The sequence below is a fragment of the Wolbachia endosymbiont of Cylisticus convexus genome (genome assembly GCF_003344345.1).
Genome location: NZ_QPIP01000058.1, coordinates 1 through 17,546, shown reverse-complemented (window position 1 = coordinate 17,546; position 17,546 = coordinate 1). Strand labels below are relative to the sequence as shown.

Here is a 17,546-nt window from a genome sequence, read left to right as displayed (position 1 = left end):
GAACGAGTAAGAGTTTAGTGGACTGAGATATTTTCCACTAAACTCTCCTCTAGGAACCGTACTTGAAAGTTTCCCTTCATACGGCTCGAGCCATCTTAAGTCCTTTTCTCGAGAACCGGCAACAGCTTCCTTCAAATATTCTGGCATTTCAAATTCCTTACTAGGATTAACATTAATCATATCTTATCATCCTCATAAAGAGAAGGATTATTTGATCTACGTTTTTCAAAGTAGGCATACCATTCTTTATCGTAGGGATTTGCCTCAGCTTGAATTTTCTTGTGGCGACGAATTGGTACGCTTGTTGCTTGAAAGAGTTCCTTCCACTCAACTGTACCTTTATTCTTAGTCAGCGCTGCAAAGCACCATCTTCTGGCTTCTTTTGTTTTAAAGTATTTCTCCTTAATCCAGCGTAAGCCTTTATTAGGGTGTCTGCGTTTTGACCATTGCCATAAGGCTTTAAAAATCTCAGAATCCACTTTCTCATAAGCTTTTCTTGCGCATATTCCCCTGTGGTAATAGACCCACCCTCGAATTTGAGGTGTGAGCAGTTCTATTACTTTTTCTTGGGTTGCTGCGCAGTTCTTACGAATCAAGCACCGGATGCGCTTCAGAAGTCGGTTTGTACTTTCTGCTGAAGGTTTGATGATTATCTTCCTTTCGTACTTACGTACTGTCTGACCTAGAAAATCAAATCCCTGTTCTACGTGTGTGATCTTGGTTTTTCCTGTGGATAGAGTTAACCCTCTGTCGCTGAGGAAATCCTCTACTAGCCTTTTAACTTTAGTCTCAAGAATTTCTTTTGATTTTCCAGTGTTACTATGAAGTCATCCGCGTAGCGAATCACGTGCACACCATATTTCTTGCGTTTTCTTGTTCCCTTCTTCCCGAAATGTTTACTGATAACATTTTCGAAACCATCAAGGGTCAAGTTAGCAAGTACAGGGGAGATAATTCCTCCTTGTGGAGTCCCTGCTATTGTGAAGCGGAACATTTGTTTTTCTATGAACCCAGATTTTAACCATTTGCTGAGAATATTCTTTTCTATTGGAATTGAGCTTTCTAACCAGCAATGGTCTATTTCATCAAAACACTTCTTAATATCCGCCTCTAGGATCCATTGCGATCTGTCGCGTCCCGCCAAAGTTTTGTGGATCTGGCTTATCGCATCAGCAGCTGAGCGATGTTTCCTAAATCCGTATGAGTGTCTATCTCCTATTGTTTCTGCAACAGGATCAAGTCCCATAAGATATAAGGCCTGCATCGCTCGATCTTTCATAGTGGGAATACTAAGAGGTCGCTTGCTGCCTGTAGGTTTGGGGATATAGACTCGTCTCAAAGGTTGAGAGCGATATCCTCGTTGCCTCAGGTTTGCAATTCCTTGAGATTTTGCTGAAGGGCTCTGCCACAACTGGTTGTCAACACCAGCTGTACATTTTCCTTTATTTGAAGTTACGCGTTTTACTGCCAACGCTTTAGCACTAAAACTACGTGTGAGGAGGCGTTGTAAAGTTTTCACTTTATTCCATCTCCTAGCTTTTGTTGCCTGAACAATACGAGCTTGTAGCCTTCTGGTATTTTTTTTACACTGAAACCAGTTAATTTGATTCCAGTGTTCTGCTGTACCGAAAGGTGCACTTACAATTTTACCTGTAACCATCTGCTTTCCTCACTTAAAAGGTTTTACAAACAATCTTGTTCAAGATGACCGTAGTGGACGTCAGTTCTCTTTCGAGCCAGATAACGTTTAAACCTGTATCTCATCCATTACAGATGAGCATTCACTTTTTCCACACTCCCAATCCCACATATCCATCAGTCTTTCTCATGATCAACCTTACTGAGTAAAGAAATTACCCAGAGATATATGGGGTTTCCGTGTTCCACCTATCAAACAACGAGCGGGTTAGGATTGATCTATACACCGGTGGTGTTTATGTTTGCGTATCAGATGCGTTCACGCTGATAACCTACCACATACCTTTTGGTCCAAGCCTGTCAGTGTCTTTGGCTTGTTCGATTTAACGATGCTTACGATCATTCACTTCTGTTATCCATACCGTTCACCCTAGCCCCCGTGCCAACTTGACACTTATAGCATCGTTCCTTCTTCACAGACCGAACTTCTCCTTTTCGGGCGGGTTCATTGTCCTAAACGCTTTGCATAAGACATTACTGTACTTATACAGTTTAGTAGGGTACGAGTGGCAAAACACTCGGTTTAGTCAGTGCTAAACAGTTTAATAGACGACTTTCACGTCACACAAAGGCAATATCGTTATGAGACCACATTTTTTATTTAGAACTGCTACTAATTCACTTAGTATAAGGTTAAATCTAATGGTGTCATTCCAGTGCTTGACACTGGAATCTAGCTGAGCTATTTCAACAAAAATACTACATTTTAGATGAACTCTTATTCTCACCAAGACCATTATCCATTACACTTATTTACAAGTATAACAATCAAAGTCTGGATTCCAGTGTCAAGCACTGGAATGACGCTGCTCTTGCTTCAATATTTGCGATGCCCATGAACAGATTTTAAATTATATTAACACCTACAGCATAGTAGTAATTGCATCTGATGTTTTTATTTTCATAGCTTGATTATATACTATAATCAGTATATAATCTTAAAAATTGGAGAACATTATGAATAACACGTCGATATTACAAAAAATACTATATAGGATTGATAATGATGACAAAGTAAGCTCATCTAACATAATTGAAAAATTTAAAAGTGAGCTGCAGCAACATGATGTTGATATGTATAATGCATGGGAAGAAAATGGATTTGATATAAATGCTAATTCATTTGGTGGAAGTAACTTACTATGTTTAGCATCTGAAAATGGCTGTGCAAAAGTAGTAGAGCTTCTTATAGAAAAGGATGCGAATGTTAATATACGAGATAATGAAGGAAAGGCTCCTTTACATTATGCTGTTATTATTCCAGGACAGAACACATGGATAGTAGAGAGACTGCTAAACAAAGGTGCAGAAATTAATATACAAGATAACGAAGGAAAGACTCCATTGCATCTTGCTGCTTCTGACATAGTTTCATCTTTCTGGGGTACAAAAGAGACAAAAGAAGAAAACGTAAAAATGCTGCTAGACAAAGGTGCGGAAGTTAATATACAAGATAATGAAGGAAGAACACCTTTACATCTTGCTGTTTCTACTCCAGGACAGAGCATATGGATGGCAGAGAGGCTACTAAACAAAGGTGTAGAAGTTGATATACGAGATAATGAAGGGAAGACACCTTTCCATCTTGCTGCTTCTTGCTCAAATTCCCTGTGCAAATACTTCGTAGAAATGCTACTAAAAAACGGTGCAGAAATTAATATACGTGATAATGAAGGAAAGACCCCTTTGGATTATGCTATTTCTAGTAAAAAGGAAGAAGTAATAGAAATTCTTACAGGAAAAATTCTTTTATCTGATGAAGGACTGACATCACAGATGTCATCAGAGCAAGAAGTAGAGATTGATTCACAAGATCAATACGAAAATCCTCTTTCATATTACTTTTTTTCTTAAAAATATTCCGTTAGAAAGTGCAGCTGAATTGATTTAATTCTTGAGAAGAAAAACTAATTTGTAGTCTAGTTACGCAGGCAATTTTCCACAATTGTCTGCATTTTTTGTTCCACAACTCATCTTTTTTCGATTTATGTTACTTCTCATACTGTCTCTTACTTTCTTGAATTCAGTAAATTCAATAGCTACACAAGCATTTGAGCAGTTTTTGTTAAGAATTAGGCATAGAACCCCCCATGTTAATAAAGAACAGAAAAAATGCAACGCACATACGACAGAGATTAAGCATATGTGTGCACCCATGTGCGCTGAAGAAGATACGCTACATTTTTTACTTAGTTTGATTATTTAATAGAAAAGTCTGCAGACGAAGATAGATTTTGAGCTCTAAAAATACCTCTACTGTGATTATACTAAGATTAGATAAATAGGCGAAGTAATTTTTATATTAGTTTTTTAGCTACCAATCAATTTGGAGTTCAATAACTTGACATTTATTCAATACTACTGTATAATAAGCATGTGTGTGTTTTTTATGCACTATGGCAATAAAATTACCTTGTAATAGGTGTATTGGACCCGAGGGCAGTACTCGGCGCCTCCACCATATTTTTTGATTGATACGGGGGCGAGTAAGGATCGACATGCATAGTAAAGATGGTAGCTTTGCTCGGTTAGATACCACCGCTAAGAGTTCATAATTTAGATGCAAACGATAACTTTGCTGCTGAAGACAATGTTGCATTAGCTGCTTAATTTAAGCACTATAACTTCATTGTGAAAAGCACGGTTTAGGGAACGCCGGGTAACAGAAGTTCCCTAAAAATTTACACATGTAAGGGTTATATGGATAAAACAGATTATCAGAAGTCGCTTAATTCTAGCAAATTTCAAGTTGTCAAAAAGGCTTTAGATACTATATCAGGTAGTGGTTTCACTCCTCACTTAGAAATACTATTTTCTACGCGCTTTAATGGTGTTGTCATACCAGACTCCTTGAAAGAATCATACCCTACTCAAATGCTTGTTATATTACAGCATCAATTTTATGGTCTAAAAGTTCTTGAGGATAAGTTTAGCGTCAGTTTGAGTTTTCATGGAAAACAAGAACAAGTCACTGTACCGTTTTTTGCTATTAGTGAGTTTCATGATAAAATTTCAGGAGATATTTTAGTATTTAGCGTTGATTCTAATAAAGAATACGAAAATGAAAAATCTGCTAAAAAATCATCAAATGGTAGTATTATATCTATAGATCAACTTTACGATAAGTAGTTTTATAATATCAATTAAAAGAAATGATCTCATTAAGTAATGGGGTAGACCATATATTAAAGTAAGGAAAATGGTCCTGAACACGTATTCGTTCATCAGGATGGCAAAATAAGATAGACAAAAACATAGGAACAAATGGTCAGTGTGCAGACACACAACTATACGAACATTGTGGCAATTTGCATAACAAATAGTGTCATCCCAGTGCTTGACACTGGGATGACAACAAAGGGGCTACTTAGGAACAAGAGGTGACAAGAAAAGAAGCGCTGGTTTCACATGTACCTGAACACTTATCCTGCATGTAATAAACATGATCAAAAAGCTATTCATACAGTACACATCTCTCCGTTAATTTATCAATAAATTTTTTATCCACTTGGAATCAAAGATTACAATATCATATAGGTTATTGTTTATTTTAGCATAAAAATGATTGGACTTCTTGCATAACCATATGAAAAATTAGCGGCTCACTCTTCTTTGTCATTCCAGCGCGTGACCAGAAAAAAAAGAACCAGTGTCAAGCACTGGGATGACAGGAGGTTATGCAAGAAATCTATTGTAAGACTTGATTTTATACATATCACTACACATAATAGGTTTTAGTGTAAATCAGTAATATGCATCCAATCATATACTTACTTAACCTACTACTAGACCTCTACAGCTTCATTCTAATATGCTCAGTTATTCTCGATTTGTTGATTAAACTTAATGTGGTTAACATGTATAATGAAGTTGTAAGCAACATAATGCAAACTTTAAATCGACTCACCTATCCTCCACTAAAGGTTATCAGAAGGTATATACAACCGTTCAATGGATTGGATTTATCCGTAATGATATTGATAATAGCAATTCACTTTGTAAAATATACAATTACTTACTACTTTAAGTAGATGTTAAAAAAACACCTAAAATCAGCGATATACCTGTCGCTCTTAATATATATATGTATATCAGTTTTTAGCTATAAATATAAAGATCCATCCTTAAATACAGCTACAAATGAGGAAGTAACAAATTTAGGTGGAATAGTAGGTTCATATTTAGCTGATATATTAGTTCAATTTTTTGGACTCACTAGTATTACAATAGCTACAACCATAGTTTACTTTTTGATATCAAAAAGGTTGCTAAAAATTCTCTACCTAATGTTAATCAATGTAGCAATATGCGCTGTATTAACACAATTTTCGCTTGGTATCACTGCTAGGTACATGCACGGTGGAATAATAGGAAATGCACTAATTAATAACTTCCAATTTTACATATTTGCAGTAGTAGCATCAGTAGGTATTGTAGGACTGATTGGTTGGAAGAGAGTGATTTATTCTCTACTCTTCTTATGTAAAAAAATGATTTACCTTTTTGCAAAGGTTTTGTTTTTCAGGTTACGTAAAACTGCTGAGTATTCAATGGCACCATTAGTAGTAGAAGAAAAATATAGAACTAAAATCACTACTAAACAACAACCAAAAGAAAGACAGAAAAAAGCCACCGAAGAAATTTTTAAACCTTCCAGTGAATTCGAGTTTCCAAGCATCCATTTACTTTCTAAAGCAGAGGAGTCTTTGCAGAGAAAGCAGCTGAATGAAATAGAGAGCAATAAGAATTTATCTTTGCTGGAGCAGGTCCTGAGTGATTTTGGTGTGCAAGGAAAAATTATAAGTGTATGTTATGGACCGGTTGTGACTTTATACAAACTTGAGCCACAAGCTGGCACAAAATCTGCAAGAGTGATTGGCCTTGCAGATGATATTGCACGTTCAATGAGTGCACTTTCTGCACGTATTTCAATAATTCGTGGACAAAATGCCATGGGAATAGAATTGCCAAACAAAGAACGAGAAATTGTTATGCTGCGTGATTTACTTGAATCACCAGAATACCAAAATGCAAACTTAAATCTTCCAATTGCGCTTGGCAAGGAAATAAGTGGAAAACCAGTTATTGCAGATCTGACTAAAATGCCCCACTTGCTTGTTGCTGGAACCACAGGTTCAGGTAAATCAGTTGCAATTAACACTATGATTCTGTCGCTCGTTTATCGATTAAGTCCTGATGAATGCAAGATGATAATGATTGACCCAAAAATGCTTGAGCTTTCAATATATGATGCAATACCGCATCTAATAACGCCAGTGGTAACAGAGCCAAAAAAAGCTGTTATTGCTCTTAAGTGGATAGTAAAAGAGATGGAAAATCGCTATCGTATGATGTCATATTTAAATGTGCGCAATGTAATAAACTATAATCAAAAAATCATAGAAGCGATGAATAGTGGAATAGAGTTGGAACGTGTTGTGCAAATAGGATTTAATTCAACAACAGGTAAACCTTTGTTTGAAAAAATACCGATTAAAATGGAGACATTTCCATATATTGTGGTGATTGTGGATGAAATGGCAGATTTGATGCTTGTTGCTGGCAAAGATATAGAATGCTCTATTCAACGTTTAGCTCAAATGGCTCGTGCTGCAGGAATACACATCATAATGGCAACACAACGCCCATCTGTAGATGTGATAACAGGCGTCATCAAGGCAAACTTTCCAACAAGGATCAGTTTTGCTGTAACTTCTAAAATAGATAGCCGTACAATACTAGGTGAACAAGGAGCTGAACAATTGCTAGGTATGGGTGATATGCTTTATATGGCTTCTGGTGGTAAGATTATTCGAGTTCATGGTCCATTTGTGAGCGATGATGAGGTGCAAAATATAGTTGATCATCTGAAAACGCAAGGTGAGCCAAACTACATGGAGGAAATCACTAAAGAAGATGAAAATTCTTTCGCAGAATCAGAAGGTAAAACAGAAGATGAAGAGAACGATCTATACAAGCAAGCGGTGGCCATCATTCAGAGGGATCAAAAGGTTTCGACTAGTTACATTCAAAGGCAGCTTAGAATAGGCTATAACAGAGCTGCAAATATTGTTGAAAGAATGGAGAAAGAAGGTATTGTCAGCACTCCAAGTTACTCAGGAAAGAGAGAGATATTGGTAGAATAATCGCTAACTTAAACCTTCAGGTCGAGGAAAGTTATTTTAAGATCAATGTATAATGATAGTTAATTTAATAATAATTTAAACATTGGGAATGTAAAATTATAATATATTAATTAGCTAGGGGGTTAAAAATGGGTATAACTAAATTTGTGTTCGGTTTTGATAAATCAGATGTAACAGCATTGCAGGAAAGTCAAAAGATAGATGCTGAGCAGTTTGAAAAAGTTTTTTGTGCATTAAAAGAATGGCAAGAAGCTCAAAATATTGATGCTAAACAGTTTGAAGAGGTATTTGGTGCATTAAAAGAATGGCAAGAAGCTCAAAAGATAGACGTTGAGCAGTTTGAAAAAGTTTTTGGTGCATTAGAAGAAAAGATTGGTATTGAGAAGTTTCAAGGTATGCAAGAGCACTTAAACGGCCTGCAAGAAAAATTTACAGGCTTAGAAGAAAAAGTAGAGACATTTGCAGAGATAGTAGGGGGGCAAGAACAAGCAATAATAATTTGCACCATAGCCACTGCTTTTGCTGTAACAGCGATAGCTAGTTTTGTTGCATTCTGTATCTATCAAGGAGTTAAGCTCGATAAAGAAAAGAAAAGCGACTTATCTCAAGATAAACCAAATGGGAAGTTTAGTAATGTGGGTGATACCGAAAAACTGAATAATAACTTACAACAAAGAAAAGCATAATGCTCTTCTTGAAAAGGTGTTACGTAAAATTTGTAACACCTTAAACTTCCTTTAGATTATGTAGGTTTTGATAGTAAATTTTTTAGAAAAATGTTTGTATTATAAAGTTAGTAAAGATTCAGGTTTACTTAAAGTTTGTTAATTGCTATCTTTTAAGGCACGATATTCACTATGGTATGTTCAAGTTCTTTTCTAAAATTTTCTTTATATTAATGTTTCTAGTTTCTAGTTCCTTTATTGTGCATGATGCTGAAGCTAAGTCTAAAGTAAAGCTCAGTAAGAGGTACATACCTCCTGGTAACCCTGGTGGTACAAATTTTCATATAGATGAGGATTTTGCTGAGTCGTATAAATTATATGAAAAGCGTAGGGAGATTCTCAAGAAAAAAAAGTTACAAGGTCAATCTAATGCTAACGTGAATAAAGAAGATCTAATCAAAAAATTAAAAGAAAAAAAAATTGCTAGCCTTGATAATGAGCCAAACGACGTGAGAGCCTGCATAGTTGAAGATGAAGAGGATGCTATGATAAATCAGCATGGTATTAATCTTGCCCGTTTAAAGGGTGCTGTATTTATAGATCAAGAGCCAGTTTCTTATTATGAAAGCGAGCAACATAAAAGTGAACAACAAAAAGAGAAAAAAGTTAGTTCAACGCGAGAAAAAAAAATTTCCCCTATAAATGTCACTATAAAAGAAACTCCGTCAAGAAGAACATGCTCACATGATTCTATCACTGATTTGAATAACGTAGATTCTAATACACATTATAGTTTTAATGGTTCAAGTTCATTTGGCAGTGTAGCTGACGCAGTAAAATAGTATCACAATATTGGCCGACTAATGATATGCTAGATAAAGACCTGATATTGAGTGATGATGCATATGAATTATCGCCAATTTCCAGGCATAAAACTCATACTGTAAAAGTTGGACAAGTGAAGATAGGTGGAAATAACCCTATAGTCGTTCAATCTATGGCGCTTGGTGTACATATAGATCCTGACAACATAAAAAGCAGTGCTAAGCAATATGCGAAAGAAATAATAGAACTAGTGCATGCAGGTTCAGAGTTGGTGCGAATTGCTTTGAATTCAGAGGAGGTAGCAAAAGCAATACCTTATATAGTAGAGGAAATAAATAAAGAGGGTTTTGATGATAAGATATTAGTAGGCTGCGGACAATATGAGTTGTACAGGCTAGTTCAGAATTATCCAGACAACATTAAGATGCTGGGTAAAATTAGGATGAATCCAGGCAATGTAGGCTTTGGCGACAAACGTGATGAAAAATTTGAAAAAGTTATAGAGTACGCAATAACGCATGATCTTCCTGTCAGAATTGGAGTAAATTGGGGTAGTTTTGATAAGTACCTTTCACAAAAACTAATGGATGAAAACTCCTTGTCCAGTGATCCAAAACCTTCTGATGTTATATTGCGTAAGGCGCTTGTAATGTCTGCTCTTGGCAGTGCAAAAAAAAGCTGAAGAAATTGGCCTTAGTGCAGATAAAATAATCATTTCGTGTAAAATCAGTAGAGTGCAAGATTTAATTTTAGTTTATACGGCACTTGCAAAATCTTCCAATTATGCGCTGCATTTGGGTTTAACTGAGGCTGGTATGGGCGATAAAGGCGTGATAAATACCACAGCAGGGCTTACTTATTTATTGCAAAATGGTATTGGAGACACTATACGAGCTTCTTTAACTCAGCGTCCTGGTGAATCACGCACTAATGAGGTGGTAGTGTGTCAGGAAATACTACAGTCTGTAGGCTTGCGCTACTTTAACCCTCAGGTTAGTTCATGTCCTGGTTGTGGGCGCACAAGTAGCGATCGTTTTCGTATATTAACTGAGGAAGTAAATGGCCACATAAAAATTCATATGCCGATATGGAAGAAAAAGAATCCAGGTGTAGAGCATATGAGCATCGCTGTTATGGGATGCATAGTAAATGGTCCCGGAGAGAGCAAACATGCAAATCTGGGGATCAGCCTGCCTGGATATGGGGAAAAACCTGTTTCAGCAGTCTACAAAGACGGCAAATATTTCAAAACTTTACAAGGTAATAATATTTTTGAAGAATTTAAGGCAATTATTAGTGATTATGTGGAAGAACATTACACGTAACAGGTTCACGCTTATTGTAAATTAAATGCAAAAAATAGTATCTGTTTAGTGGAGCGCGGCTTTGTTGCATAGCTCCTTAATTTATTAAGAATAATAAAACTTTACATAACTATCTCAAATTTAGCAGTACCAATTTTAGTAAATTCATTTATTAAATAGCACTTGATTGACACACGATTTATTTCAGACTTATTTTTTAAACTAAATCCAAATGTTTTTTTAAGTCTAAAGAAAAAGCTTTCAACGTAGGACCTCACACCATTTCTTCTTCCAATTTGCTATGCCATCTTTATAATTCTCACTCAACCTTATTATACTAATATTTTCATTTCTTTCTGACATGTAGATTTTTGCATCTTTTCTTGGCCGTATTATAGGCTTTATATTATATTCTTTACATATTTTATACACATTCGTTGCATCATAAAATGCATCTGCGTAGAGGGATAAGATATTGTACTTATTCTCTATTTTTTTTAGCATGTTATATGCTAATGTACTATCACGTGAAATAGCATTAGTGTATTCCGTAGCTATTACTTCTTTATTTTTTATATTTTAAACAACATGTACCTGATCAAGTTGATTATTTCCTTAAACTATTACAACTTAAGAGAAGAGAACCTTGCTGCAAGACGGTCCCTATGACCAAGGTTGTCTTCTCTACACATCTTTATACTACCACTTTGTAATACTTATAAAGACTTATTTTTAACATATAAAGTACAAAATAAAGAGGTCATCAAAGCTCTATTTATAGGAAAAATGCTTGTATGGGATCGCTCAAATAGTGACCAGAAATACGAAATTAAAGTTGAGGGAGTGGAAGAGTTTGTAGATAACAAAACTGGAAAAGTGATTAAGGCTAAGTCTCTATCCGGAGTGTGTATAGCATTGGTTGGTGGTGGAAGTTATAGTGGTTGGGAAGAATTGGAAGTATGTCTTAACCCTAAAGAGGGGTTCTGAAGTACCACCGTAAAAAGTTCTTCTTAGATAAAAATAGATCATAGCCAACCCACGCTGTCCGTCAAAGCTTTAAAACAGGTCTTAGTTTACTTACTCCATTATTTTCTTTATTATCAGACATTGCTTTAAATAATATGGAGGAGCACATTGTCAGCAATTGCCATTATTGATTTTGGTTCACAATTTACACAGCTGATCGCAAGACAAATCAGGGAAATGGGCGTTTACTGTGAGATATTTCCAAGCAACATCAATTTTGAAACAGTATCAAAATTCAATGGATTTATTTTTTCTGGAGGGCCGCAATCTGTAAATGATAATTGCTCTGAAGTAAGTGAAGTAGCACATAAAATTATAAAACTTAACGAGACAATAAACGCTCCTATACTTGGAATATGTTATGGACAGCAACTTATTTGTCATTATTTCGGGGCAAAGGTAAGAAAAGGATTCAATCAGGAATTTGGCAAAACTAAAATCAAGATACTAAAAGAATCTCTAATTATAAAGGACACTTGGGAAGTTAATTCCGAAGTCGGTGTGCTGATGAACCATGCAGACAGTGTCGAAACTATACCGCAAGGATTTACTGTTATTGCCTCAGGTGTAATAAATCAAACAATCGCAATAATTGCCAACGAAAAGCGGAAGATTTACTGTACTCAGTTCCACCCTGAAGTTAAACCTACGACAAATGGTAGTAAACTTCTCTCTAATTTCTTAGATATTGCAAATTGTGAGAGAGATTGGACAATGAGGTCATTTGTTGAAAAGCAGAAGGAAAAAATTAAAAACTTAGTAGGGGCGAAAAAAGTAATTGCTGCAGTAAGTGGGGGAGTTGATTCGAGTGTTGCAGCAGTTCTCACACATAAAGCTATAGGAAAACAATTAAACTGTATTTTTATCGATACTGGGTTATTACGCAAGAGCCAGACCACTGCTATGTTAAAAGAGATTTCGATAAATTACGTTGATAAATCAAACTTGTTTTTAAGTAAGCTAAAGGGAATAACTGATCCAGAAGAAAAGCGAAAGATTATTGGCAATACTTTTATTGAAGTATTTGAAGAAGAGGCGAAAAAAATAGGTGATGTGGATTTTTTAATGCAAGGCACAATCTACTCCGATGTAATTGAATCAGGGCACGCTTCAGGAAATACTAGTACAATTAAATCTCATCACAATGTTGGTGGGTTGCCAGAAAAAATGAATCTGAAACTAGTAGAACCTTTACGCTATCTCTTTAAAGATGAAGTCAGGCTGCTTGGAAAAGAAATTGGGCTTTTAGACGAGATAGTATTTCAACATCCGTTTCCTGGACCTGGGCTTGCAGTAAGGATCATAGGTGAGGTCGATAAAGAAAAGGTGCAAATATTGCAAGAAATAGATTCAATATATATCAATACAATGAAAAATTACGATCTATACGATAAGATATGGCAGGCTTTTGCTGTACTGTTACCAATAAAAACTGTGGGGGTTATGGGAGATAATCGTACATATGGATATGTTTGTGCTTTGAGAGCTATAACATCATCCGATGGTATGACGGCAGATGCATTTCCATTTGAAAATAAAAGTCAACATTCGTTAGTATTTTGGGATTTTTTGCAAAATGTTAGCAACATAATCGTTAATAACGTTTCCGGAGTAAATAGGGTTGTATATGACTTAACTTCCAAGCCACCAGCAACTATTGAGTGGGAGTAGCGAATAAGATGTCATCCCAGTGTCACACGCATAACTGTACACACATTGCAATTTGCAGGAGGGTTCATGAAAGTAGCTGACACTGGTTCCTTTATGATGGCAGTACTGGGATCCAGCTCTTTCATAGTCATCGAAACGTTGTATTTCAACATTACTTTTATGCTTACCAACTTCCAGTGCCAGCTACTTTCATGACACCACAGAGGCCTGGGATGACAATAGGGACACTGGAATGAAAGGAAAAGGGGCTACTTAGTTGTGCTGAATTTTACAAAATTTATTACTCTCGCCTGACAAATTTATTAGAATAGTATGTATATTAGTGAAAATCTGGAAAGAAAATGAAAGAAAAGTCAGTATATTACTTTAGCCGAGGCAAGTGTGAAGGCAGTGCAGCAATGAGAAATCTACTAGGAGGGAAGGGAGCAAATCTAGCAGAAATGTGTAACATTGGCATTCCTGTGCCACCTGGTTTCACAATTTCCACTGCTGTTTGTCAGGCCTATTGCCAGGATAATGAATTGTCTAATGACCTACGTAACGAGATCAAAAACTACATGGCGATGCTCGAAAATGACGTCGGTTGTAAATTCGAGGATTCAAATAATCCTTTATTAGTTTCCATACGCTCTGGTGGTGTGAATTCAATGCCAGGCATGCTCGATACAATCTTAAATGTTGGTCTAAATGATGCAACCGTTGTTGGTCTTGCAAAAAAAAGTGGAGAACGTTTTGCCTATGATAGTTACTGTCGTTTCATCATGATGTACTCGAATGTTGTACTACAGCTTGACCATAATCTATTTCAAGACATTATTGATATTGAACAGCAAACAAGTGGAGCAAAAAGCTTAGCTGGTCTTGATATTGATGTTTTAAAGGGTATTGTTAATAATTTCAAAAAGATAGTATATGAAAAAACTGGAAAGTATTTCCCGCAGAATATTGAAGAACAGTTGCTCAGTTCAGTGAATGCAGTGCTTTCTTCTTGGAAGAATGATAGAGCTGTTTCCTATAGAAAAATAAATAATATTTCTGAAAGTCTTGGAACTGCAGTTAATGTACAGGCAATGGTTTTTGGCAATCTGAACGATAATTCTGCAACTGGCGTGATATTTACACGTAATCCTTCAACTGGAGAAAAAAAATACTTTGGTGAATTTCTGATTAATGCTCAGGGTGAGGATGTGGTTTCTGGTGTTTATACTCCTATGCCAGTTAATGGGGAGCAAGAAAATACCATGGAGAAGTTGCTACCAAGCATCTACCTAGAATTATGCGCGGTATGTGAAAAACTTGAAAGGCACAATAAGGACATGCAGGATATCGAATTTACTGTACAGGACGGTAAGTTATGGATTTTGCAGACTAGATCTGGCAAGCGCACAGCTGAAGCTGCTATTCGCATAGTAGTTGATATGGTAAACGAAGGAAAGATTACAAAAGAAGAAGGAATATTGAGAATTGACCCAAAAACCTTTGACAATTTATTACATCCAGTTCTTGATGTTAAAATTGATCAAGAAGTAGTAGGAAAAGGACTGCCAGCTTCTCCAGGTGTTGCTTCTGGGTATGTAGTATTTAGTGCAAGTGATGCTGAAAAAGCTGCAGAACAGGGTAAAAAAGTAATTTTGGTAAGATCAGAGACGAGCCCTGAAGATATTAATGGAATGAATGCTGCAAGTGGAATAGTAACAGCGCGGGGAGGTATGACCTCGCATGCCGCTGTTGTAACTCGTGGAATGGGTAAGCCATGCATCTGCAGTGTGAGTGGACTTTATATCGATAAAGATGGAACTTTCCTTTCTATAGGGGATATAAAAGTAAATAAAGGTGAACCGATTACCATCAACGGAGGAACAGGGGAGGTTATGCTTGGCATTCTTCCTACAATTTCACCTGAATTATCACAAGAATTCAAAACGATAATCAACTGGATAGATGAAATCAAAACGGTCAAAGTGAGAGCGAACGCTGATACTCCAAAAGATGCAAAAATTGCAAAAGGATTCGGTGCAGAAGGTATAGGCTTATGTCGCACAGAACATATGTTTTTCGCTAGTGATAGAATCGAATTCATTCAAAAGTTGATAATAGCTGACGATGAAAATGAAAGGACAAATGCATTAAATAAACTCGAAGAAATGCAAAAGTCTGATTTCAAAGAAATATTTTCTATTATGGAGGGCAGGGAAGTCACTATACGGTTGCTTGATCCGCCTTTGCATGAGTTTTTGCCCCATAATCAATCTATTATAGAGAAAATTGCCAAATCACTGAATAAGTCAGTTGAATCAGTAAAAAATAAAATAGCACAGTTATCAGAAAAAAATCCAATGCTTGGCCACCGAGGGTGTAGACTTGCCATTTCTCATCCTGAAATATATAGCATGCAGATTAGGGCAATACTTAGTGCTGCAAGTGAATTAAGGAAAGAAAAGAAGATAGAAGTCAAACCTGAAATTATGGTTCCTTTTATCATGGGTGAGAAAGAGTTTATTCTGATATGCGAGCTAGCAAAGAAAGAATCCTCTGTCATCTCACAGACGCAGATTCCAGCGTCACGCGCTGGAATGACATCAGACAAGGCTTATTCAATTGGAACTATGATAGAACTGCCAAGAGCAGCACTGATTGCTGATAAACTGGCAAAACACGCAGAATTTTTTAGTTTTGGCACTAATGATTTAACGCAAACAACCATGGGACTCTCAAGAGATGATTCAGTTAATTTCCTCGATTCCTATAAGGAAAACAACATATTCGAAAGCGATCCATTTGAAGTGCTAGATGTCGAAGGGGTAGGGGAGTTAGTCAAGATAGCCATTGAAAGAGGCAGAAAAACCCGAAAAGAAATTAAACTCGGTATATGTGGAGAGCATGGAGCGAATCCACAGTCCATAGAATTTTTTATCAAATCAGGGGTCGATTATGTGTCATGCTCACCCTATAGAGTGCCGGTTGCAAAGTTAGTGGCAGCACAGCTTAGCATAAGTTTGTTGGGTAAGTAGGCGATAACTGGTGTCATGAAAGTAGCTGAAACAGGTTCCTTTATAACGTTGTCATGCCAGTGCCCAGACACTGGTTTTTGACCGAAAATGTTGTCTTGTTTGTGATCAATTTTCTGGATTCCAGTGGCTTTGTTGCATCACTCAAGAGAAAAGAACTGGCAGTTACTGACAAAATTCATTATAGAATAGCCATTTAACCATTGAAGAAAAAATATGCCACAGCAAATGAAAGTCAGTAACTGCAATGAATATAACAAATTTCTCCAAGAAAGAGGAAATATTTTTCATTTTATTAATAGAAAATTGGTACGAACATGGTCCAAAAGTGTTCGGTGGCAACAATATTTACAGTGATAAAGTTGTGATTTTAGTGCATATAGTCGCTAGTCTCTTTAGAATTGGCTTAAGACAAACGGTAGGGTTTATAAAAGGATATTTGCAGCAAGTAGGAAAAGGCTTAGCAGTCATTAGCTATTCGCAGGCTTCAAGAAGGTTTAAAAAACTCAATATTAAGATCAATGATTGCAGAGTTGACAAAAACAATATGGAAGATATTGAAATTGCCATAGACAGTACAAGTATCAGTATTTATAATAATACCCCTGGTCACAGTAAGGAAAATAGTAAAGATAGAAAGTATCGCAGCTATGAACAGACAAGAAAATTGCATGTAATGTTGAATATAAATAGCAAAAACGCCATAGCTGTAAAATACAGTAACGGTGTCTACTCTGATCACTTGTGATCTGCTAAAAAAAGTTGATTTTCAGCATGTCGTAAAAGTACTATATGCCGATAGGGCGTACGATAGGCATAAGCTTTATAAATTATGCAAAGAATATAATATAAAAGCAAAAATTCTACCAAAAACCTGTGCAGCAGAGCATTTAAAAATAGACTACATGTCTGATAGGAACACTGCTATTAGGTTAATCAAATTACATAATGAAGATGGTATGAAGAAGTGGAAAGAAAAAGTAAATTATGGAAAGAGGTCATATATTGAGGTTTTTTTTTCGCGACTAAAACAAACATTTGGGTTTAGCTTTAGAAATAAATCCGAAGTAAATCGTGAAAAAGAATTGCTAATAAAATGCTACTTACTCAATAAATTTATTGAAATTGGCGTCGCTAAATTTGAGATAGCTTCATGAATTTATTATACATTATCTACTATCCAAAGAGCGATGCAACAAAGCC

The 17,546-nt window shown here is 36.1% G+C and carries 13 protein-coding genes, 1 other RNA gene and 2 pseudogenes; 12 read left to right on the top strand and 4 right to left on the bottom strand.

Annotated elements, in window-relative coordinates; all coding sequences use genetic code 11:
- The 3 genes from Wcon_RS06535 to Wcon_RS06525 all read right to left on the bottom strand — a co-directional run.
- A partial coding sequence (locus tag Wcon_RS06535; protein WP_147269164.1) for a hypothetical protein occupies positions 1-180 on the bottom strand: 180 nt, incomplete at its 3' end.
- Positions 177-614, bottom strand: a complete 438-nt coding sequence (locus tag Wcon_RS06530) for a group II intron maturase-specific domain-containing protein (protein ID WP_255565525.1) — start codon at positions 612-614, stop codon at positions 177-179. The genes Wcon_RS06535 and Wcon_RS06530, both read right to left, overlap by 4 nt.
- A gap of 155 nt (positions 615-769) precedes the next feature.
- Complete coding sequence (locus Wcon_RS06525; protein WP_114517629.1) at positions 770-1,660, bottom strand: reverse transcriptase domain-containing protein; 891 nt, start codon at positions 1,658-1,660, stop codon at positions 770-772.
- Positions 1,661-2,655: 995 nt separating this feature from the next.
- Between Wcon_RS06525 and Wcon_RS06520 the strand changes: the two genes are divergently transcribed.
- The 8 genes and pseudogenes from Wcon_RS06520 (at position 2,656) to ispG (ending at position 10,659) form a co-directional block, all read left to right on the top strand.
- Entirely contained in the window at positions 2,656-3,552 is an 897-nt protein-coding gene (locus tag Wcon_RS06520) for an ankyrin repeat domain-containing protein (protein ID WP_114517641.1), read from the top strand.
- A gap of 483 nt (positions 3,553-4,035) precedes the next feature.
- Positions 4,036-4,376, top strand: a transfer-messenger RNA (tmRNA) gene (ssrA, locus tag Wcon_RS06510).
- Positions 4,377-4,398: 22 nt separating this feature from the next.
- Entirely contained in the window at positions 4,399-4,827 is a 429-nt protein-coding gene (locus Wcon_RS06505; protein WP_114517639.1) for a ClpXP protease specificity-enhancing factor SspB, read from the top strand.
- Between the two features lie 623 nt (positions 4,828-5,450).
- Positions 5,451-5,729, top strand: a complete 279-nt coding sequence (locus tag Wcon_RS06500) for a YggT family protein (RefSeq protein WP_114517638.1) — start codon at positions 5,451-5,453, stop codon at positions 5,727-5,729.
- Complete coding sequence (locus tag Wcon_RS06495) at positions 5,730-7,844, top strand: DNA translocase FtsK (RefSeq protein ID WP_114517637.1); 2,115 nt, start codon at positions 5,730-5,732, stop codon at positions 7,842-7,844.
- Positions 7,845-7,972: 128 nt separating this feature from the next.
- The gene (locus tag Wcon_RS06490; RefSeq protein WP_114517636.1) at positions 7,973-8,530 is read left to right on the top strand and encodes a hypothetical protein; all 558 of its coding nucleotides are present in this window, start codon (positions 7,973-7,975) and stop codon (positions 8,528-8,530) included.
- Positions 8,531-8,706: 176 nt separating this feature from the next.
- Positions 8,707-9,351 carry a TRP75-related protein gene (locus Wcon_RS06485; RefSeq protein WP_114517635.1) on the top strand — a complete coding sequence of 215 codons (645 nt, stop codon included), beginning with the start codon at positions 8,707-8,709 and terminating at the stop codon, positions 9,349-9,351.
- 26 nt (positions 9,352-9,377) lie between these two features.
- Positions 9,378-10,659, top strand: a pseudogene (gene ispG, locus Wcon_RS06480) (flavodoxin-dependent (E)-4-hydroxy-3-methylbut-2-enyl-diphosphate synthase).
- Positions 10,660-10,899: 240 nt separating this feature from the next.
- On the opposite strand, the gene Wcon_RS12080 reads toward ispG, so the two are convergent.
- Positions 10,900-11,196, bottom strand: coding sequence for a transposase (locus Wcon_RS12080; RefSeq protein ID WP_458694576.1), 297 nt, complete (start codon positions 11,194-11,196; stop codon positions 10,900-10,902).
- A gap of 228 nt (positions 11,197-11,424) precedes the next feature.
- Here Wcon_RS12080 and Wcon_RS06470 point away from each other — a divergent pair, with 228 nt between their 5' ends.
- The 4 genes and pseudogenes from Wcon_RS06470 to Wcon_RS13390 all read left to right on the top strand — a co-directional run bounded on the left by Wcon_RS06470 (position 11,425) and on the right by Wcon_RS13390 (position 17,500).
- Entirely contained in the window at positions 11,425-11,625 is a 201-nt protein-coding gene (locus tag Wcon_RS06470; RefSeq protein ID WP_114517634.1) for a hypothetical protein, read from the top strand.
- A gap of 147 nt (positions 11,626-11,772) precedes the next feature.
- Positions 11,773-13,335, top strand: coding sequence for a glutamine-hydrolyzing GMP synthase (guaA, locus tag Wcon_RS06465; RefSeq protein WP_114517633.1), 1,563 nt, complete (start codon positions 11,773-11,775; stop codon positions 13,333-13,335).
- A 341-nt stretch (positions 13,336-13,676) separates the two neighbouring features.
- On the top strand, positions 13,677-16,346 hold the full coding sequence (gene ppdK / locus Wcon_RS06460; protein ID WP_114517632.1) for a pyruvate, phosphate dikinase: 2,670 nt from the start codon (positions 13,677-13,679) through the stop codon (positions 16,344-16,346).
- A 213-nt stretch (positions 16,347-16,559) separates the two neighbouring features.
- Positions 16,560-17,500 (top strand): annotated as a pseudogene (locus Wcon_RS13390) (IS5 family transposase).
- Positions 17,501-17,546: the final 46 nt, after the last annotated feature.

Bases quoted from the DNA above. Each gene is read 5' to 3' on its own strand.
- Wcon_RS06490 (WP_114517636.1), top strand. From the start codon at position 7,973: ATGGGTATAACTAAATTTGTGTTCGGTTTTGATAAATCAGATGTAACA.
- Wcon_RS06470 (WP_114517634.1), top strand. From the start codon at position 11,425: ATGCTTGTATGGGATCGCTCAAATAGTGACCAGAAATACGAAATTAAA.
- Wcon_RS06525 (WP_114517629.1), bottom strand. From the start codon at position 1,660: ATGGTTACAGGTAAAATTGTAAGTGCACCTTTCGGTACAGCAGAACAC.
- Wcon_RS06500 (WP_114517638.1), top strand. From the start codon at position 5,451: ATGCATCCAATCATATACTTACTTAACCTACTACTAGACCTCTACAGC.
- Wcon_RS06505 (WP_114517639.1), top strand. From the start codon at position 4,399: ATGGATAAAACAGATTATCAGAAGTCGCTTAATTCTAGCAAATTTCAA.
- Wcon_RS06485 (WP_114517635.1), top strand. From the start codon at position 8,707: ATGTTCAAGTTCTTTTCTAAAATTTTCTTTATATTAATGTTTCTAGTT.
- Wcon_RS06495 (WP_114517637.1), top strand. From the start codon at position 5,730: ATGTTAAAAAAACACCTAAAATCAGCGATATACCTGTCGCTCTTAATA.
- ppdK (WP_114517632.1), top strand. From the start codon at position 13,677: ATGAAAGAAAAGTCAGTATATTACTTTAGCCGAGGCAAGTGTGAAGGC.
- Wcon_RS06520 (WP_114517641.1), top strand. From the start codon at position 2,656: ATGAATAACACGTCGATATTACAAAAAATACTATATAGGATTGATAAT.